We start from the raw sequence: 17,883 nt of genomic DNA on the forward strand, positions 1-17,883 counted from the left end.
GTGTCACACAGAAACATGTGTATCGTTATTAGACCCCTATAAAAGTTATTTCATCATAGAAGCAATTTTTTTGAGATATAGAGCGATGTCTATGGTGAAAAGACCAACACACTATAGGAGGAATCGATAATGAAGAAACAAATCTTAAAACTAACTCCCAAAATGGTACGTAATCTGGAGCTACCCTTAATACCTGGTTCGCCAATTATTATAGGCAGCGCGAATATTCATCACATTCAAGAGCGCCATCCTCGAGATTATCGCAAGTACTTCAAATCGATGCGAAGCATTTTAAAGAACCCAGACTTAGTAAAGCCACGCGAGGACGGATCACTCCAATTTATCCGCATAATTAATGGAGAAGAAGTAATTGTCGTTGTGCGACCAACTAAGAAAGGTGTCCTGTTTGTACGCACTATGTATTCAAACAAAAGACGAGTTGCAGAGACAATATCTCGCAACCCGTCTTTTTATATAGGCATCTTTTTTGTTGTTGAAAATGCAAAAGAGAGGATCATAAACAACTTCCAATGTGTTTTACTCTGATATCCATTTTTTCATTCCTCCTATCTTTAACTCCTTGTTAAACATAGAGCTTCCCATACCAAGGCTGGAAGCTTTTACGGTTATCTCTCCATGCTTGCTTTACATCTTCCGTCTTAAGATCACATTCTCCTTTCGCCCAAGTAGAAGCATAGCTATACCCTTTTCGGGTTGTTACTATAACGAGATCGTGTGTTTCTGAATAATTTTGTATACTAACTTGCATGGCTGAACTCTCCTTTACAAGTAAGGGGTGGTTATGGTTGGTCCAATAATTGAGATACACGAGCTGCAGCTTGAGCAGCAAGATACATTTCGTTCTTGATCTCTTGATATTTGGTATCTTGTAAAGCTACAGAGACCTCTTCCTCGTTTAAATCAATCAATCCGCTAATGGCGTAATATCTACACTCGGCTTCTGCATCAGTTAAATCACGCATAGGCAGTAGACGTCTATCATTTAAAAATTCTCCTAGTTCATCAGTCCATACAACATGAGTTAATAAATCATATGCATTGGCTAACAGCTGTAAAGCTGCTTGCTGCTCTGCAGTAAGCTTCAATCTATCTACTTTAGTTTTGCTGACATATGAAGAATAATTCATCACGTAAATAATTCTTCTCCTCCTCGCTTAGTTCTAGGCCTTCGTAAGCCCAAGACGCATTTACTTGTTGGAATTCCTTTTCAAATCTATCGAAAGCTTCGACTCCTGGTAACAACATCATAGCCCCACCTCTATTTTTAGTTGTAGAGGAGCCGAAGCCCCTCTATTCTTCTTCTTTAGGAAGCATGATCGTTAGAACAGGTTCTCCTAGATCACCGGATCCAAGACAACATTTCAAAAAGATGATTTCGTTTCTACCGTGTAGAGGATAAAGTACACCGAACTCAAGTTCATGCTTTCCTATCACCTTCTTTGCGGCAATCTTTAGCATCCAAAGAGTATCCCATAGACGCCCAGCCGTTGATTCACCAGACCGCCTATCGCCCTCAGAAGGTACGATATACGTATCCCAAACGGCTCTAGTTACTCCTACAGGAAATGAAAGTCCTGCTGTTTTGGCAGTGGCCGTCACATCAATAAGGCCACCGTCCGCTATAAATTGTGCTCTGGAATAAGCATCGATGATTTTCATTGGTGCATGGGTTTGATTTTTTCCTATTGCCGTTGTACTCATCCTTGTTCTGCTCCTTTCTTTTGCCCATCGCATGGCATGGGTCCCCAAAAGGGGAACTTTTTTTCCTTTTGACACGACCTGGAACCAAACGGTGAGCGAGCTGTCAAGGTTCCTGGCAGCTCTTTTTTTCTCTACCTTATTAATCATCCAAGAGAAAAAAAGAGTGCCCTTGACAGGTCGCGTCTCGATCTTAGTAAGAATTGTGAGGAGGAGCTTGCGAGAGGCTCCACACAATTCTTGCTTAGATCGATCCGGTTGGTACCATGCGAGGGGCAGAAGAAAAAAAGTACTGCGATCAGAGCAGGCGTAGCCTGCTTACCATGCCCTAGAATCCTTAAAGACATCGGCACGCAAAGGGGGATCAGACGGTTCATGGAATCTAGGGAGACTTAGACAGACTTGTCTTAGTCTCCCTAAGTCGCTGAACTGGCCCTCCTGCACGAGCTGGGGGAATAGTGTTATCACTACATATAGATTTTGCAAAGCTATAGTCTATTAGAGTGAACTATATATTGTGCGTCTGAAAAAGATGACTTTTTTGATTGAGTATGATATATTGTCTAGTGCTCTACCATATTTAATTCCAAAGGAGGAAAATAATCTGAACAATAAAGTGAAAAAGAAAGCCCTCAGAATTAGAGTAAATGCGAAAGAAAGTAGTAGACCTCGTCGTCATGTAGAAGCCAATCTCGTTTTTAAAAGTGTGTCCCATGAATTTACAGACGCGAAGACAGAATGGAACATCGATCGTTGTGTAGATAAAGACAGTGAAGGCTTCTCATCAAGCTGTGAATTATGCAACATGACGGGTCTAAAATATAATTTCGTCTTGTCTAACCCCAGCACCAATGAAATGCTTCGAGTGGGGACAACCTGCATTGTCCGCTTTAATATAGGAAAAGGTGTAGTTGATGTAGATAGTGGTATCACTCTTTTACAGAACAAAGCCAATGAATTTGTACATCTTCATAATCTTCAAACTATGGTAAATGACGTTTTGCTTATCACCCCAGACCCCAACACCCTACGTCAATTCTACGAGCTGCTAAAAAAGATAATGGACATCAAAGGCATCAAACACCCAACTGACCAACAATTGAAAGAAGCCTTCTGGGGAGATAAAGCCTCTTCCATAGAAGATAAATATAAGCTTATGCGTATGCGAATGATATGGGACAAGCCAGGAGCAATCGATACCCATAAAGTGAAGAAAACAAAGTATGAACCTGTTCCAAAAGAACATTCAACGTTTGGTTATAAAAGAAGGTCCCGTGTACAAACTACACTCGGTACATCTGGAGCAACTAGAGATCCACAGCGAAAATATTCTTAACCAAGTAAATAGATGCATAGATGTAATCGAATAATCGATGACACATCGTTCATATAGATGATTTTTTTCTTCTAGACTGGTTTTAATCTTAGGGGCTCTTAGCGACTTTTTGCTTAGAGCCCTTAGTTTTTCTATGAATAGAAGATTTCCAGAAGGAAAACAACCTTTTGCGGCAGCCATCTGTCGTTTACAATCAAGAGCTGGTGTAAGCCAGGTATCCTTTCACCTCAAACAGAATAAGCAGCATGCTGTTGACAATAACCAATTACTTATGTGATAATTAGTTCTCTAATTCCTTGTATAGAAATGTTTGAGCGAAACCGCGTACCTGCCAAGGCGCGGTTTTTTTATTTCATAGAAGATCGATATTCACTCACCAATTAACTAACCCATCTCAGGCTTTGCACATCAGGATCCAATCCGCAATCGATTCCCGTTATTCCTTCCTCTCTTGCGTGTAAATTAGATTACCGTCTTGTCTAAGCTCCGTTAAGTGATAACCTATCAGCTGCTGCGGCAACGCTAATGGACCATAACGGCATGATTCACAACAAGCAAACTTAATGTGTACCTGGTTTTTAACCCACGAAGGATCAATTCTAGGACGGACAATCATCTCGAACGTGAGCTGATAAGCTATGCGCGTAATACGTGGCACCACCGTATCGCAGTAATCGCAATAGAACGGCAAATACCCATCAAACAAATCCCCCGCCGGATTTACATTCATATCCTGACGATACCAAATCATCCGTAAATGATCGTAAATTGCATACACATTACCATACATGGAGCGCCTAAACTCCCATCGGCTGCCGTGGCTTAAAAGTTCGTCCCTCCTCTTTTTACTTCTAGCATCCATTCGAATATTGACATACCTTTTATGCATACAGGGATTCTGTGATATATAAGGCATTCCATAACAATCCTTTCAGAGATCTTCCTGAATCGATTGAACGACATCCAGGGCAGCGAGCAGCTGCACGTTTCAATCAAGAGTTGGCGTAAGCCAAGTTTCCTTTAAGCCTGGAAAGGGATGCTACCCCTTCCCAGGTACTTTCATTGTGTTGTTTGCAGCAGGCTATCCACCTTCTGTTACAGATAAGTTAATCTGACGGATTACATCTGGATCAAATACACAGAGTTCAATTTCTCCTGAAGGATAATGAATAGCTATTGCTTTACAATTAAACTCCTTGACCATTTCTGGCCAAGTCTCTTCATTAGGGTGTTCGACCTCCCAGCACTTGAAATCTATATGCTTCATTTCTGCCGCCGGAATATGTGCCTGAATAATACTTCCACCAAAGAGTGAAGCACCGTCTCTACTAGAAGAGAAGTAAACTCCATCCCCCCATATTCCCAAACTGGTATGAAATCTTGTTTTTAAAATCATTTCCTTGTTCGTTTTCGACGTGCCGTGATACCAGTTCAACGCTTCCCCCCTTTAGTAATAGCCAACGCGCACAGCACCTGGATGAATAAATTGTATGATGTGATAAAAGGACTCTATCCGTCTAATGGCTTCATCGATGGAATCAAACTGAATTTCCCACAATTGAGCGCAATCTGTGTTCATGATTCGGATGTAACCGTCATCCTCTACAATTAATAAAGCTTTATCATCATTTACGATAACCAGGCTGCCGATTTCAGGTTTTGTACATGTCAGTTGTTCTAGAATCATTGAATGTCCTCCTCGATGTTGAAAATTCCAGTTCAATCGGGTCTCGGTGAATCCGAGATCCGATTGACAGCTTCTAAGTAATGTACAAACTCCTTTCGTGTATCTCTTGCCTACCTGGTTCCATTAGTACATATCGAACGCAGGCGTAACCGGAATTACTGTCATAGTCAACGCTCACTTGCCATTGTGCTCTATCCGTTTTAGCCATGAACGCAAGTTGTCCTTCTTTGGTCAACCCAATGAATCGGGCCGACTGGAAACCAAGCATTTCAACTAAAGCATTGGTAATATCAACTGCATGCTCTTGATTGTCCCCCGCACTCAGCCCGTAAAAGCTTTTAGGATCTTCTGTATACCCCTCGTTGTACTCAATCAAGCTCCTATGTATCTTACTCATGCTGTTCATCCTTTCATTTGGTGGTAGGAGATTCCCAGCCTTCGGTTTATCCAAAGGCTGGCTTATTTCATCTATGCAACTTGCTTTGCTGATTGATTACGTTCTTTTTCAATCATTTCAATGATCTGGCAAGCTGTTTTTTGAATAGTGCTTGCAGCACTTTCGATATCTTTGGATTCCTTGGAGCCGTTCCACCCAGCAACATAGCCGAATGAGTATTGGCTTGTATCAAATCCAAAATAGGAAAGAACGACATAGGCTGTCCCTTCTGCTTCTACTTCCTCCATTCCTCGCGTTTTAGAGGAATTTTTATGTAGATAGGCATGTGACATTTCATGTATAAGCGTTTTACACTTATGAAGAGAAGCCATTCCCTTTTTAATTTTGATTTGATCCGTTACGGGGCTATAGCTTCCCTTTATCCCTTTCGACAATGTAGTTTCCTCGATAGGAAATTCGCATATGGACTTAAGCGTTTCGTAAAAGCTTTTTAGCTCTTCTGTTTCCATTTTTAATTCTGGCGTTAAGGTAGGCAGCTCTTCTCCCCCCGTTTGGGAGATGTCAAAAACAGAAACCGGATAATAGCCGTTTACTTTTGGTACCTCCTCCTCCGTTTCTTCGTCTTTCTCGATTTTGATAGAAGGAGCCCATATCTTTATCGCTTTTTCACCGCGCTGAACGAATCTCTTTACTTTTTTCCACTCTTTAAATCCGAGAATTCGCGTTGCATGCGGGCATTGTAAGTAGATAAGAATGGTATTCCTCCATGAATATTTATGAAACAGCGATTGTACCTTCAAAAACTCCTTCCATGCCTGCGAATCATAAAGGCTATCAACTCCTGATTTCAAAACTGCGTAAAGCTCATTTACCTTTTGATTGTTGCTCATGATGAACACTCCTCTATATGAAATATGGTGGGCAGGATGTCATCCTGCCCTTATCGGAATTAGCGAAGAAGTAAAGACCCTTGAACCGTTAAGTTCTTAAGCGCTTGAAGACGCTGTAATTTGGAAATTGCGATTGCTTGCTGTGACTTTGTTGTCAAGGAAACCATCTCCTTTAGATTTATGGATTAACCCCACTTCCAACTTCGGCTGCCGGTCTAGCCCGAGCGGCAATGAGCGGAATCATTTAGGGATTGGAAACAGAAAAGTGACTTGCGAACTTACTAGCTTGCGTATTATGTTTTCAAGGAGCTTTCTTCCACATGTCGTAGCCGTCATAGCCATGATTTTCACGCCGAAGGCAGCCATGCAAGGGTTTACCCTTTAGGGACGGCGTAGCCGCCCTTGCATGGCTGTATGCGGTGTGATTGGCTAACATTGACGGATACGACATGGCTTTGGAAGAAGCGGATGAAAACATGGAGGAGCACGCTAGTTTCGCAACCAACACTTTCGTTTCCAATCCCTTTGTGAGGCGCATGCCCTGGGCGCCGAGCAACCGTGACAACTGGCGCAGCCGGTTGTCTACCTTGCCCTTGACCTTCATCTTTGTTTTGTTCTGTTGTTTCAAGACCGTCTTTGAAAAGAATAGGAAGTTATAGAGAAGGAATATCTCTTATAGGAACAGCTGCTGCAGAACGATCCCTATATGAGCTGCAGCATGCAGTTAGTTATGAGGAAATAAAAAAAAGCCCCTTCGGGCAGCGAAGGAGCTTTACATCTATTTGAATATGATATGCAGTTTATCAGTAACACCTTCCACCCTTAACACCACTTTATAAATCCGTTTACCAAAGGAAGTAAACTCGTGAATAATTAGCTGTTATCAACAAAATAATCGATGGTGAGCATTAGAGACACATCTCTAAGTTGTAAAGTCCATCAAGCCGGCGGCCATTAACAATAACGTTCCAATGATAACGATGGTAACTGAGATTCGCTTTTTTAGTTTCGATCTACCTTCATCTACTGTAAAGGGGCTAAACAGTAGACCTATAAAACCTAGAACTTGAAGAATTATTGCTATTATTACACCTGAGATATTCAAATAGCCCATCATGCTTCACCTTACCTTATTATTTTTATGAATTTCTATGACGACTTCGCAGTAGCTTTTGTCTTAAGAAATAATCCCTATTTGGAACTTTTCATACGAACTATCTCCATCATAGCGTATAAGAAACTCAAGGATTATCTTTGTCCCATTGAAGCTTTTACCATTGTTGTTATACCCTAAATCCGGCTGCTTTACGGCTTTCCCCATCTCAACTAATTTCTCAACTACAGCTTGTCTTTCTTCTACATCGACTGCTTTAACCTCTGGCATATACTCTTTTAAAACGTAATATGTAGTGAGATTTATGATATTGTCCATATGATTACTCCTTTATATTAAAAGTCGTTACTGCTTCATACCTTTCCAGAAAAATAGCCAATCAGAAATGCAATAACAGCAATGATTATTCCTCTCTTCCAGCTATATTTATTCAATTTTACTCCTCATTTCTTGATTTCTTTTCAAGCATGATTCGTTTTATTACAGCCATGCTGTTCTCGCCCCTAGTTCAACAAATTCATTTTCATTTAATAGTTCAATAATGTTATTGAACCAAATAATACTATCAAAAGTATGAAGTTGAAGGCATTTGGAAATCTCTTTGATCTATTCGGCATATATAGTAACAGGCTTAAAGAAAGAACCAAGATACAGAAATATAGAATGGTCATTTTAACCTCCTTCTAGCAGCAGGCTACTATTCATTGAAAATTTTTAAACGACTGTCCAATGATTGCAGAGGATTTAAGGTCAGTCTTATCATCATTTAATAAGTGCTGATTTGTGACCAGTTTAATCTTCTTTATGTGTTTTCTCAGTTCTTGTGAAGGATTTGGTAATACCCTATAGCCTTCATCCAGATATGTTTTGCTAGGGTTATTTTTCATCCTAGTAGACACTTCCTTTTTTCTTGTCTTTAGTCCAGCCAACCGGCTTCATAAGCAATCAGCATAATTATTTTAAGGTTAAATTCGTGTTCATTCGATTTTTGAGAGTTTGATTTCCACAATAGGGACAAAACATCATTTCCTCTTCAATCCCGTCGAAGAAACACTTGATACATTCTCTTTCTAGCTTCTTCAATTCCATATCATTTATGACTTGTATATTAAGCTGAATCGGTCGTTTTAAATAAGTTCGGAAAGCTTTCCAAGCGGTTTCCTCAAAACCATCGGTGGACAAACCAAGGTGTTTGCATACTTTGTATCCAATAACCCAAGCCATTATTTCATCCCACCAGATAAATAGGAAGTAACGATATTCACCATTCTTCCACTTCTGACGGCGGAGTAAGTGAAGCTTCCTTCCTGCCAAGGACATTTTTTTAATATATAGCCAATGACCTAATTCATGCGATAGAGAGTGAGCGTAGTCATTAGTGACATTTGTGGCTTCTGAAGGAAGATAGATTGTTGGTGCATTATTACTATTGATTATCAATGAAAAACTGCCTGTCATCGAATGAATAGCCGAGACTTTTAAGTTAATGCCTTCCTTTTGAATAACATCAAGCAATCGTTCTATATGTTCCATCATATTCTCCTTATTAAGGATATCCACTAATTGCTTGATCAAGAATAGCTCAGTTATCTTCTATTAGGATTAGAGGAAAAGTATGTTCTGTCACCTGATTGTTCAGGAATGATTGAACATCACCAATATGAGCTGGATCAATTTCAAGGTACCAGCGAATATGAATGGCCGTTTCTCGATCATTCCAAGGGAAGAGTCTATAGATATCTTCGACTCTTGCCGGTGGACTTAAGACCGTCATAAGTTCCTTGCGGAGCTGTCCATAGGAGACTTTTTTAAGACCATTCTTCAAGTTACACTCGTAATTTTGGTTTTGAAGGAAGGTAATTAACGCCTTCTGAATTTCTTTTGGCATATCCTTATTTATTGTGAATTGAGTATATTCCAGTAATTCATATCTCTTCATAGCAAAACTCCTTTTAAGAACACTATCTTCATAATTTTGATGTGGTACTACCATTTGATTTCCCATATGTTCTTTTTGGAGCATGCATTGCTTTTAAATCAAAAGGATTTAATCCTTGCTTTACAACCCTCGAATAATGCAAGCCACAATAACCTTTAGCTGAATGATCATCCTCACAACCTGGAATTGAACAAATGAGTGGATATTTTCTTTCTGTTTTTACAAACTGTTTTCTGTGCTCATAATAGTGTTTCTTACACAGTCCTTTAACATTCGTTGGTTGCTCATCACCATCATCGAGCAAACAGATATGACAAAGAGTCTCCATTGCTATGTTAGAAATTTCTGATAGGATAGATAGCTTTTCTTTGTTACTAGTATCCCCTTGTAAAACCTTTGACATTTCAAACAATAGAGTAGAAAACCGTTTTGGAGATCTGAATAATTTATTCAATTGCTTATTGTCCAAAAACTCACTCGAGGTCATCTGTTTCTTGTATTTCATAATCTACATAAACTCGACTGTCAGGTGAGACAGGTTCATGTCGTCGATTTGATTCAACAAGTCATCTCGGCCTTTATCTGTTCTTACTAGCTCGCGTTTATCGCCGTTTTCTTCTACAAGATAAGCTATAAGTTTCTGTTTACTACCGTTTTCAAAAACTTTAATCTCCATTTCTGTATAAGCTCCTTTATTTAATCTACCTTTCAACTCTTTATCCATGCTATTCTCTCCTTTCATACTGACAAACAAGTAATCATTTTGTAGTTGTGCGAAACCGATTAATAAATAGAGCGAGAATTAGGCCGACCATAATGATTGGAGTTAACAACCAAAGTGCAGTTATGTATCCATAATTCACTCTAATCAATACCAGCATTAGGACTTGCACCAATACGATGATCCTTATTGATCGGTGCATCATGTTTTCTTCCTCAAAGGCTTATAAAATATCTCCCAAGATCCTCGGATTAGCACTCATAATGCAATCATTAATCCACTAACCGTTACTACTTTTTCAGAAATGGTTAATAATCCATTTCTAGAGAAATCTACAGCACTTGCAAGCTGATAGATTACAAAACCAACCATTACGGGGTATGAAAAAGCTGTAAACATATAAGATTTACTTTTCATAACATGCTCCTCCTATCATAATAATCTGCTTTCAGGCGCTTCGTGTTACACCTTAATTTTTTAAGGTATACGCCTCCATGAATCTAATTCTTATTACTTTTCTTTCGTTCTCTTGCTCCATCGATTCCACTTTTAACTTGAGTATTAGCTACTAGTTGATATTTAACATTCAGTAAAGCAGCAATCTGATTACGTGTTAGTGCATGCATAGAAAGTCTACGAATCTTTTCGGTATTCGATATTTTTTGATTATTAACAATGTCTACTATATCTTCAAGGGGACCATCTGCAGCTGGGCCAATGCGATGCAACTGCTCATAAGCAAGAACATCTTTGTACATGTATAACGATTTTTCCTTGATACCATCTAAAATAAATGAAGATGGTAAAGATTTAGGAAATGTCTCATCAAACTTGCTACGTTGGTATACCGTTTGTATAGTCATATTCCACCGATGTGCAAGACCGGCCATCGTACAGAGTGGTAAAATCTCTCCACCCAATAACTTATTAATTTCTTCTTTATTCAAGACAAAGTCCTCCCGTTGCACATCACTAATTAAAATGTTATCTTAAATACACATCATTTCATGTGGCCATGACGATCTGCACAATCGTCATGGCCATTACTTTTTTGCTTGCCTTAAATTTATCATTTATCATAATAGGATGCGATCGTAAAGATCTCGCTTTGCTTAATAATTTGGCATACTTTTTCTATTTTCACAGACATTTTACCGCCCCCTTTAATTATAGATTCATACTTATTTGCCCAACGCGTGCAGCTGCTAATGGGTTAATCCAAAGCACCTCTTCGCGAAATGCGCCGGCTTCTGCTTTAACTCTTTTTGTTTCGCGTTTCCAGTGTTTCAATCGTTCATCATATAACGAGTGTGCATATCCCGAAAGCAACACTGGTCCTAAATGTGCATCCAGCATTTCAAGTAGTTCTTCATGATCTTCTTCCGTCATTTCATACTTGTATATTCGTTTGTTACGAGTTGAAAGGATGTATGGTGGGTCGCAATAAATCAAACAATCCTTTTGGTTATAGCGCTCCATTAACGCTAACGCAGGCTTATTCTCAATTTGTACACCTTTTAATCGATCAGCAACTTTGATCAACTTTTCAGGCAAGTCTCTCCACTGTCCTGCAGCCATCTTATTGGGTGATTTATCCGTCTTAATATTACTTCTCCAACCAGTCCGATCACTCGTTTTAGCGCCAATAGCTTGCCACGTGCGTACCAGGAAGCGTCTTGCTTTTTCAAATCTGTCATCGGTTGGTTCGTATGCTTTGTAATACTCTTCACGAGAATACGGTGTCCAGTAAACTGCGTATGCAAGCTGTTCAGGACTTGTCCTCACAATTTCAAAGAGATTTGTAACATCACCATCAAGGTCGTTTACTGTTTCAATAGAAGATCTACGTTTACTAAATAACAGCGCTCCAGATCCGAAATAAGGCTCCAGATAAATCGTATGTTCCGGCATATTGCCTAAAATCCAATTAGCCATACTCCACTTCGCTCCTGGATAATGTAAAATGCGTGGAATACTCATTTTTATTTCCTGTCCTTTCTATACAACTATCCGTTTAGCCATCAATGAACAACAACCGATTCAATCTCTTCTAATGGAGCAATCCACACCTGATTCCATGTCATTTCAAAACCTATGCCTGCCTCAGCATGTGCTATAGCAAGTAACACAACATTGCCCATTTCAATTGCTGCGTCTCTAGGAACAGCATTGCCGATATATTCCCTTGCTTTTGCATCCGAACAACCAACTAATTGAAAAGGACGACCATCAGGCAAATGAGTCGGGAAACTCTGCAACATTGCTAACTCATAAGTCGTCAACGGCCTGTGCCATGTACCATCTTGAGCAATGATGATCCAAACTCCTTGTTCATTGTCTGCTGGGATTCGTGGATCAGCGACTGCTGCAGCTGCGGCATGAACATCAGCACTCCCTATAACCGTCTTACCTACATGATCCCAGCCCTGAACACCCATCGTATCAGCGCGAGGAGTACTTTTAATCCTTGGATCTGCTAGAAGCTGTGCTCCACTTTGAACATCTGTAACACCTGTTACGGTTCCTGCAGGCTCACTCGCATCTTGCATACGAAACTTATCTGTGTAGCGACCTGGACGGTCAGCTATTCTTGGATCACTAATACTACCTGCAGCCTGCATAATTCGATTAGCTGATCGTATTGTTTTTGCTGTTCTATCCCAATCCTGAACACCGTAGCTATCAGGATGTAATTTGGTGTTTACACGTGGGTCTGAAATACAAGTAGCTCCTTGGTTCGGTCCAGCAGCACCCGTAACACAAACGGAAGGCTCAGTAACTCTCTGAATTCGGAGTATATTGGTCTTTCCTTCACCGCTTATGTTTAAGCGCGGGTCTGATATTGCAGTTACACCGTTACTACGACCAGGTCCTGCAGTGCTTGTGACGGCTCTACTTGATTTATTCCAATCAGCTACTTCAAACGCTCCACTTCTTGGCTCATGAACAACTCGTAGATTCTGATAATCTACCTTATTCAGGTCGCGCCAATCCCCTCCAGGTGGTATTAACGATAGACGCATCCATGTTTTCCATTGTAGGCGTGGAAGTCGATGCAACGGGCCGCCTGCAACCATATCACCTGGAGTTGGTAAAGACTCAAGTACATCACCGATACTACGAAGTGGCTTACGCTCAGGGTAATAAATCACATTCGGCATCTGTTCTTCATGTCTTGCCATGATTAAAAATCGTACCCTGTTTTGCCCTAGACCGCCTATTTCGCCCAGATTATGGTCAGCTCTTATACTTACAACGTATCCATATTTCACAAGCAGCTGCTTGATCTGTTTTAATAGTGACTTTCCACGAGATGTGATGCGTGGTACGTTTTCAAGCTGTATGACAGCTGGTACGCTTTTTCCGTACTGTTCGCATGCCTCTAATGCCAACTCTAGTCCACTAAGTGTTAAATAGTTAAGAGCTTGATATTTCTTCGAACTCGCCTTTCCTTGTGGTAATAGTCCACTTAATCCCTTACAGGGAGGAGAAGAAAAAAGATAAGAAGGAACTTGATAACCAAACGCCTTCCAAATATCCCACGGCGTCATCTCTCGCCAATCATCTGTTGGCTCATGCCCGTGCCAATCTATGTACTGCCAGCGGCGGAAAAGATCCATTACAACTGCTTTTTGTTCTCCCGTGATAAGATCATGATTTGTACATGCAATCGGATCACTATCGATCGAACACAATAATTTGTATCGATATACATTCCCACCATACTCAACTTGAGATTTTAAAAGTCCAGCGGACCCACCGCCAATACCTCCAAATAGACAAGCTACCGTCTTATAATTGATGTTTTCTAAGACCTGCAAGATAATCCCTCCACATTCTTTGCTATATGTGGGCCAAGAGACTCAAAAACCGATTATCTTATCGTTAGCTTATAGTTAGAAGCCTGACGCATGATAGCTGGGCTTATTACAATACTCAATCCCTGAATAGCACTATTAAGAGATTCTGCACATAACATAATCATTATATGGTCTGAATCTCTAAGGAACGTCCATTGATGTCCCTGCACGGTCATCAAAGGAACAAAATTTTTAACACACATCATTTCATGTCACCTCATTTATATAAGCGTCCCTTGGCTTACTTATATTATAACCCTAAAATTTAACTAAGTAAATAAAAAGAGTAATAAGAAAGAGATTAATTTATATTGCTACTATTGATTAAAGACAAAGAAGCAGCTGCATGGTTACTCCCCCATACAGCTGCTGTTCAAAGAAAAATAAAGCTATGACTGAAAATAAAGACGGATTCTCAAGCTAACGGGCCATAGATTATCAGTTATGACAAAATCAATTCTACATAAATTTGTTATATCATAAAAAAGCACCCTCTTTGAGGGCGCTTCAATTAAAGGAATTATATCTACTTATTATTCTTTATGAACCAAAATCTAAATCCTATTTGGTTTGAATTATCGCAATATATGTAATACTTAGGATTTTCATGGCTTCCGGGACTCGTATCAGGATCTATTCTAGAAATATTAAAATCAAGCGTAACAATATTTCCATTTAACTCAACTTCAAGCTTAAGTGGTAACAACATATTTTGTACCAAAGTATCAATATTAATTAGTGCATCTCGCAATCTGTAAGTTTCGGTTTTTCCATCAAGATTATTCATGATTTGGAGACGATAATTCCCCTCAATTGCTAAAGAAAAATCATGAAGTAAAAATGGATCAATTTGTGATACTACAGTACTCCTATTGGTTTGTAGCTCCCTTTTAACATTAGCTGCGCTAATTTTTGTTGTTTCCTCTGTAACTGATATAAAACTCATCAAAATTCGCCCCTTTTCATTTTATTACAATCAATTTAATTATGACAGCTGCTTCTTAAATCATCAAATGTCCTATCAAGATTATCGAATGTAGACTGATCACTCTGCTATTATCAAGCAAGACATAACACTTTATCTCCTTCTATACTCATCAATACAGGCATCCCATTATCGTCCATATCGATATATTCTACCGAAGTACCAATTGTATCAACAATATACTTCTCTCCGCTAAATCTTGATGTTTCTAAGCTATAACCTTGAGGCATGATATACAACTTACCACCATCATCTATAACTCCACCATCTGTAGAATCATCCTCACATACTGGTCTTAACATAAAAATAACCAGTACGTCCCCGTCGTCAAAGTAAGATGTCCATTTATACAGTAATACCGTTTCCTGTAACATCCCCCGTGTTCCACATCCATTGCTAATTTCGTTTTCTTTAATGCTCACGATGATTTTCACTCCTCTTAGTATGATGGCGGCCGGTGTGCTTGCCGCTTGGCACATAAGGACTATGTGAGGCTAGTTCCACCAAGGTTCCACCAGGCGCGTTTTCGCGGCGCTGGAACGGTGGAACTCTATTGTCATAAGGGTAAACTGCAAAGCAGGCAAACCTTTGACAATAGAGTCCTGCATGGTACGCTGGGACAGCTGCGGCAAGGGCCACTCTTTTTAGGCCGACGGCTTAAGCGAAGCTTAAGCTTCCATATCGAGTACATTAACTTGCCCATGTACTCAGATACCCGTAGTTGAGTAGTTTAAGCGCAGCAAAAAAAAGCCCTATGGAACGGCAGAAGCCAGTCGCTTGGGCTTTTAATGGGTGATGAGGATTCGTGCTCATAGGTTTAGTTCTTATTTAGGGAGGTAATGGTGTTCATGCGTCGGAATGATGGAAATGCCTCTTCTCTAAGTACTCCCTGTTCGATCAATTCAATGATTTGATCATTGGATAGTTCTACGAGTCCTTTTCTACAATCGATATCAATACCTGTCATCTCTTCGAATAGTTCATGATCCATGATGTAATACTCACTTAAACTTTCACTTGTAAATATTCGCATTGGAGATTAACCTTTCTAACAATATAATATTCAGACGGTGTTCATGAGATTTGTTCTACATACTTGGTTTTGTAGCTAACTTTGTAACCCTCGCGACGGGCTTCTAAAATGAAATTAACACCATACTGAAGACGTTCGATCTTGTCCGCTGCATCGATCCGATTTTCTCGGATTGCTGTTTTATATTCCTCATTCAGATATTTATGTTTCATCACATTTACAATCGTGATAATGTTTGTACTCTTCGACAATCAACTCTTTTTCTTCTCTCTGAGATTGTCTACGCTGCTTGTCCTCATAGTTGGTGTCTACCTTCCATGTAATAAAGTCAAAAGTCGTTCCAGTGGTAGTCCCATGCATATTATGGTGCAGGTGTAATCTACCGTCCATCTTCCATAGATCATAACGAACCTGTCCTAGCACGACCATGAAACCATTATGTTGCTCTTCGATTTCACCATTGATCTTCCCAACAGTATGACCAGTAAGTTTGGCGAGAAAGTCCACAGCCATTTTTTTGCTCAACTTCTTAGCGTCAGCTTTCCTCTCAAGATGGACGCACTCTCCAATCTTTTCTTCGTCGATAATACATTCCAATGCTTCTTCCATCTTTATATACGAGATGTTTTTATCGTGGCGATCTGGTTCGTATTTGAATGAAGCATACGGTTTCAAACCTTGGAAAGCGAAAACACCATGATGGTTCCCGTCAAGGGCATAGATTGTCCACACCCTTCCTTTATAATAAAGTACCTTATCATACAGCACTTCAATATTATCCATATTAACTCCTCCTATACATTATAATGTGGTGGTAGATGGAGCTTCACGCATACTGATAATCTCTCTTGCAATAGGAATCAATTCTTCTTCAAAATCTCTTCTCAAGAATCCAACCGGCATCCAGGAAGCATAATAACAATCCGTACAGAAATTGACCCAAACAATCTCTGCTTCTTCTAATGAAATATCTAGGTCCACTATTTTTAGTTTTTGTTGTAAATCCTTGAGACCTTGAATATCTTCTTCTGAAAGGAATGAACTCATCTATATATACCTCCATATTCAATTTTTCTTTATTTTCATTATATCGCAACGACAATGATACAGCTTTGTATCATTTGAACACTTCCTATTCAGTAAATAGCTTTAAATGCTTTTACTAAATCTTTCGCCATTGAACCTACCAACTCATCATCATTTTTTTCATTAGATGTTATTTCAACCAGTAGATTAAGTAATAAGTCTCTTGGATCGTACGCAGGCTGAATCTTATTACTTTGTAACTTACCTTCAAAGTATTGATCGTAACTTTTAGCTTCATTTTCGCTTTTTTTAATAATGATTTTATATCCATCAACTTCTACTATTGGAGTGACTTTAACTGAATGTTTCTCAGTTTCGACCGCGCACCGCTCGACTTCTTCAAGAATTTCATGATGCTTACCCACACGAATGGAAACTTCTAAACAGGTATCACGCATTTCTACAAGAAATAATTGTTCCATTATACATTCTCCTATCATTTTGATAGTAAAGGTATTTTTTCCGTTAGAGTGCTTCCGACAACCTCTTCTTCCCAACTATTTAAACATGCATTGCACAAATTTACTGAAACATCTTGTGTTATTGGAACCTTAAAAGTCGCTTCCTTTTGGTCACCAGTTGTTAAGCATTCATCGCAACTAACCACTAGGCTCTCTCTCCTTTTCTAAGATCGGATGTGTACACTAAGTATCTTTCAATATCCTAGCTGCGTCAGAAGCGAAAAAATACTCATCCTGCTGAGCTATATATTCATCTGGAATTTGAATACCCCAATATTCTGCATATGAACGCAATGCTCGCATTCCTCCTCCGCGCCCCGGTTTACCAACAATAAATTGATGTTTATCTTCCCTTTTAAGAACATTCATTCCCAGTATCTCTCCTATTTCATTTTAAAATTTAATCAGTCTCTTTGATTTCTTGCTTCAGACTAATACATCGTAAAACAATAACTACACCTATAAATACAATCAAAAATGCGATAATTAAAGTATCAATTGAATGTGAATTATCTGTAATTAAAGCACCAATGAATAATACCAAGTATGTTAATAGAATCAAGTCAAACACCTTAATATAAGGAAAGATAGCATTGATAGCTGTTTCAGAAATATTCCGGTTAAGGATTTTTGATATTTTCTTCATAAAGATTAG

At 39.4% G+C, this 17,883-nt stretch carries 27 protein-coding genes; 2 read left to right on the forward strand and 25 right to left on the reverse strand.

The features are described from left to right. The first annotated feature begins 129 nt into the window (after window positions 1-129). Window positions 130-546 carry a PBECR3 domain-containing polyvalent protein gene (locus tag FPZ44_RS24660; RefSeq protein WP_144995033.1) on the forward strand — a complete coding sequence of 139 codons (417 nt, stop codon included), beginning with the start codon at window positions 130-132 and terminating at the stop codon, window positions 544-546. A gap of 37 nt (window positions 547-583) precedes the next feature. Here FPZ44_RS24660 and FPZ44_RS24665 read toward each other — a convergent pair whose 3' ends face one another. The 3 genes from FPZ44_RS24665 to FPZ44_RS24675 form a co-directional block, all read right to left on the reverse strand. Further along, a complete protein-coding gene (locus FPZ44_RS24665; protein WP_144995035.1) occupies window positions 584-769 on the reverse strand; it encodes a hypothetical protein in 186 nt (61 codons plus the stop codon). 31 nt (window positions 770-800) lie between these two features. Then, window positions 801-1,151 carry a hypothetical protein gene (locus tag FPZ44_RS24670; RefSeq protein ID WP_144995037.1) on the reverse strand — a complete coding sequence of 117 codons (351 nt, stop codon included), beginning with the start codon at window positions 1,149-1,151 and terminating at the stop codon, window positions 801-803. 160 nt (window positions 1,152-1,311) lie between these two features. Then, window positions 1,312-1,722 (reverse strand): DUF6573 family protein, encoded by a 411-nt coding sequence (locus FPZ44_RS24675; protein WP_144995039.1) that lies wholly within the window; start codon window positions 1,720-1,722, stop codon window positions 1,312-1,314. A 538-nt stretch (window positions 1,723-2,260) separates the two neighbouring features. Here FPZ44_RS24675 and FPZ44_RS24680 point away from each other — a divergent pair. Next, window positions 2,261-3,055, forward strand: a complete 795-nt coding sequence (locus FPZ44_RS24680) for a hypothetical protein (RefSeq protein WP_261378543.1) — start codon at window positions 2,261-2,263, stop codon at window positions 3,053-3,055. 436 nt (window positions 3,056-3,491) lie between these two features. Here the strand turns inward: FPZ44_RS24680 and FPZ44_RS24685 are convergent, their stop codons facing one another. The 22 genes from FPZ44_RS24685 to FPZ44_RS24780 all read right to left on the reverse strand — a co-directional run bounded on the left by FPZ44_RS24685 (window position 3,492) and on the right by FPZ44_RS24780 (window position 17,874). Then, a complete protein-coding gene (locus tag FPZ44_RS24685) occupies window positions 3,492-3,845 on the reverse strand; it encodes a hypothetical protein (protein WP_144995041.1) in 354 nt (117 codons plus the stop codon). Between the two features lie 291 nt (window positions 3,846-4,136). Continuing rightward, a complete protein-coding gene (locus tag FPZ44_RS24690; RefSeq protein ID WP_144995043.1) occupies window positions 4,137-4,490 on the reverse strand; it encodes a protein kinase family protein in 354 nt (117 codons plus the stop codon). A gap of 12 nt (window positions 4,491-4,502) precedes the next feature. Continuing rightward, window positions 4,503-4,742, reverse strand: a complete 240-nt coding sequence (locus FPZ44_RS24695) for a hypothetical protein (protein WP_144995045.1) — start codon at window positions 4,740-4,742, stop codon at window positions 4,503-4,505. A gap of 73 nt (window positions 4,743-4,815) precedes the next feature. Next, window positions 4,816-5,139 (reverse strand): hypothetical protein, encoded by a 324-nt coding sequence (locus FPZ44_RS24700; protein WP_144995047.1) that lies wholly within the window; start codon window positions 5,137-5,139, stop codon window positions 4,816-4,818. Window positions 5,140-5,210: 71 nt separating this feature from the next. Next, entirely contained in the window at window positions 5,211-6,029 is an 819-nt protein-coding gene (locus FPZ44_RS24705; RefSeq protein ID WP_144995049.1) for an ArdC-like ssDNA-binding domain-containing protein, read from the reverse strand. A 1,177-nt stretch (window positions 6,030-7,206) separates the two neighbouring features. Further along, window positions 7,207-7,461: a hypothetical protein gene (locus tag FPZ44_RS24710; protein WP_144995051.1), complete on the reverse strand. Its 255-nt coding sequence runs from the start codon at window positions 7,459-7,461 to the stop codon at window positions 7,207-7,209. A 636-nt stretch (window positions 7,462-8,097) separates the two neighbouring features. Further along, a complete protein-coding gene (locus tag FPZ44_RS24715; RefSeq protein ID WP_144995053.1) occupies window positions 8,098-8,679 on the reverse strand; it encodes a hypothetical protein in 582 nt (193 codons plus the stop codon). Between the two features lie 46 nt (window positions 8,680-8,725). Beyond that, the gene (locus FPZ44_RS24720) at window positions 8,726-9,082 is read right to left on the reverse strand and encodes a hypothetical protein (protein WP_144995055.1); all 357 of its coding nucleotides are present in this window, start codon (window positions 9,080-9,082) and stop codon (window positions 8,726-8,728) included. A 28-nt stretch (window positions 9,083-9,110) separates the two neighbouring features. Further along, window positions 9,111-9,587 carry a hypothetical protein gene (locus tag FPZ44_RS24725; RefSeq protein ID WP_144995057.1) on the reverse strand — a complete coding sequence of 159 codons (477 nt, stop codon included), beginning with the start codon at window positions 9,585-9,587 and terminating at the stop codon, window positions 9,111-9,113. A 3-nt stretch (window positions 9,588-9,590) separates the two neighbouring features. Then, window positions 9,591-9,806 (reverse strand): hypothetical protein, encoded by a 216-nt coding sequence (locus tag FPZ44_RS24730; protein WP_144995059.1) that lies wholly within the window; start codon window positions 9,804-9,806, stop codon window positions 9,591-9,593. 255 nt (window positions 9,807-10,061) lie between these two features. Further along, the gene (locus FPZ44_RS26635; RefSeq protein WP_186786232.1) at window positions 10,062-10,220 is read right to left on the reverse strand and encodes a hypothetical protein; all 159 of its coding nucleotides are present in this window, start codon (window positions 10,218-10,220) and stop codon (window positions 10,062-10,064) included. Between the two features lie 83 nt (window positions 10,221-10,303). After that, a complete protein-coding gene (locus tag FPZ44_RS24735; protein WP_144995061.1) occupies window positions 10,304-10,750 on the reverse strand; it encodes a hypothetical protein in 447 nt (148 codons plus the stop codon). Window positions 10,751-10,970: 220 nt separating this feature from the next. Then, window positions 10,971-11,783, reverse strand: coding sequence for a DNA adenine methylase (locus FPZ44_RS24740; RefSeq protein ID WP_144995062.1), 813 nt, complete (start codon window positions 11,781-11,783; stop codon window positions 10,971-10,973). Window positions 11,784-11,824: 41 nt separating this feature from the next. Continuing rightward, entirely contained in the window at window positions 11,825-13,624 is a 1,800-nt protein-coding gene (locus FPZ44_RS24745) for a DNA cytosine methyltransferase (RefSeq protein ID WP_261378544.1), read from the reverse strand. Between the two features lie 565 nt (window positions 13,625-14,189). Continuing rightward, a complete protein-coding gene (locus FPZ44_RS24750; protein WP_144995064.1) occupies window positions 14,190-14,609 on the reverse strand; it encodes a hypothetical protein in 420 nt (139 codons plus the stop codon). A gap of 113 nt (window positions 14,610-14,722) precedes the next feature. Continuing rightward, window positions 14,723-15,070, reverse strand: a complete 348-nt coding sequence (locus FPZ44_RS24755; RefSeq protein WP_144995066.1) for a hypothetical protein — start codon at window positions 15,068-15,070, stop codon at window positions 14,723-14,725. A 395-nt stretch (window positions 15,071-15,465) separates the two neighbouring features. Beyond that, window positions 15,466-15,639 (reverse strand): hypothetical protein, encoded by a 174-nt coding sequence (locus FPZ44_RS26640; protein ID WP_186786233.1) that lies wholly within the window; start codon window positions 15,637-15,639, stop codon window positions 15,466-15,468. A gap of 243 nt (window positions 15,640-15,882) precedes the next feature. Then, complete coding sequence (locus tag FPZ44_RS24760) at window positions 15,883-16,464, reverse strand: hypothetical protein (RefSeq protein ID WP_144995068.1); 582 nt, start codon at window positions 16,462-16,464, stop codon at window positions 15,883-15,885. 18 nt (window positions 16,465-16,482) lie between these two features. Next, window positions 16,483-16,728: a hypothetical protein gene (locus FPZ44_RS24765; protein WP_144995070.1), complete on the reverse strand. Its 246-nt coding sequence runs from the start codon at window positions 16,726-16,728 to the stop codon at window positions 16,483-16,485. Window positions 16,729-16,817: 89 nt separating this feature from the next. Next, complete coding sequence (locus tag FPZ44_RS24770) at window positions 16,818-17,189, reverse strand: hypothetical protein (protein ID WP_144995072.1); 372 nt, start codon at window positions 17,187-17,189, stop codon at window positions 16,818-16,820. 222 nt (window positions 17,190-17,411) lie between these two features. After that, a complete protein-coding gene (locus tag FPZ44_RS24775; protein WP_144995074.1) occupies window positions 17,412-17,597 on the reverse strand; it encodes a hypothetical protein in 186 nt (61 codons plus the stop codon). 31 nt (window positions 17,598-17,628) lie between these two features. Next, entirely contained in the window at window positions 17,629-17,874 is a 246-nt protein-coding gene (locus FPZ44_RS24780; protein WP_144995076.1) for a hypothetical protein, read from the reverse strand. Window positions 17,875-17,883: the final 9 nt, after the last annotated feature.

Source organism: Paenibacillus agilis (assembly GCF_007786455.1).
Lineage (GTDB): Bacteria > Bacillota > Bacilli > Paenibacillales > Paenibacillaceae > Paenibacillus_B > Paenibacillus_B agilis.

Bases quoted from the DNA above. Each gene is read 5' to 3' on its own strand.
- FPZ44_RS24720 (WP_144995055.1), bottom strand. From the start codon at position 9,082: ATGAAGAGATATGAATTACTGGAATATACTCAATTCACAATAAATAAG.
- FPZ44_RS26635 (WP_186786232.1), bottom strand. From the start codon at position 10,220: ATGAAAAGTAAATCTTATATGTTTACAGCTTTTTCATACCCCGTAATG.
- FPZ44_RS24740 (WP_144995062.1), bottom strand. From the start codon at position 11,783: ATGAGTATTCCACGCATTTTACATTATCCAGGAGCGAAGTGGAGTATG.
- FPZ44_RS24705 (WP_144995049.1), bottom strand. From the start codon at position 6,029: ATGAGCAACAATCAAAAGGTAAATGAGCTTTACGCAGTTTTGAAATCA.
- FPZ44_RS24780 (WP_144995076.1), bottom strand. From the start codon at position 17,874: ATGAAGAAAATATCAAAAATCCTTAACCGGAATATTTCTGAAACAGCT.
- FPZ44_RS24760 (WP_144995068.1), bottom strand. From the start codon at position 16,464: ATGGATAATATTGAAGTGCTGTATGATAAGGTACTTTATTATAAAGGA.
- FPZ44_RS24660 (WP_144995033.1), top strand. From the start codon at position 130: ATGAAGAAACAAATCTTAAAACTAACTCCCAAAATGGTACGTAATCTG.
- FPZ44_RS24730 (WP_144995059.1), bottom strand. From the start codon at position 9,806: ATGGATAAAGAGTTGAAAGGTAGATTAAATAAAGGAGCTTATACAGAA.
- FPZ44_RS24695 (WP_144995045.1), bottom strand. From the start codon at position 4,742: ATGATTCTAGAACAACTGACATGTACAAAACCTGAAATCGGCAGCCTG.
- FPZ44_RS24710 (WP_144995051.1), bottom strand. From the start codon at position 7,461: ATGGACAATATCATAAATCTCACTACATATTACGTTTTAAAAGAGTAT.
- FPZ44_RS24750 (WP_144995064.1), bottom strand. From the start codon at position 14,609: ATGAGTTTTATATCAGTTACAGAGGAAACAACAAAAATTAGCGCAGCT.
- FPZ44_RS26640 (WP_186786233.1), bottom strand. From the start codon at position 15,639: ATGGATCATGAACTATTCGAAGAGATGACAGGTATTGATATCGATTGT.
- FPZ44_RS24725 (WP_144995057.1), bottom strand. From the start codon at position 9,587: ATGAAATACAAGAAACAGATGACCTCGAGTGAGTTTTTGGACAATAAG.
- FPZ44_RS24665 (WP_144995035.1), bottom strand. From the start codon at position 769: ATGCAAGTTAGTATACAAAATTATTCAGAAACACACGATCTCGTTATA.
- FPZ44_RS24700 (WP_144995047.1), bottom strand. From the start codon at position 5,139: ATGAGTAAGATACATAGGAGCTTGATTGAGTACAACGAGGGGTATACA.
- FPZ44_RS24675 (WP_144995039.1), bottom strand. From the start codon at position 1,722: ATGAGTACAACGGCAATAGGAAAAAATCAAACCCATGCACCAATGAAA.
- FPZ44_RS24775 (WP_144995074.1), bottom strand. From the start codon at position 17,597: ATGAATGTTCTTAAAAGGGAAGATAAACATCAATTTATTGTTGGTAAA.
- FPZ44_RS24765 (WP_144995070.1), bottom strand. From the start codon at position 16,728: ATGAGTTCATTCCTTTCAGAAGAAGATATTCAAGGTCTCAAGGATTTA.
- FPZ44_RS24685 (WP_144995041.1), bottom strand. From the start codon at position 3,845: ATGTATGGTAATGTGTATGCAATTTACGATCATTTACGGATGATTTGG.
- FPZ44_RS24770 (WP_144995072.1), bottom strand. From the start codon at position 17,189: ATGGAACAATTATTTCTTGTAGAAATGCGTGATACCTGTTTAGAAGTT.
- FPZ44_RS24715 (WP_144995053.1), bottom strand. From the start codon at position 8,679: ATGATGGAACATATAGAACGATTGCTTGATGTTATTCAAAAGGAAGGC.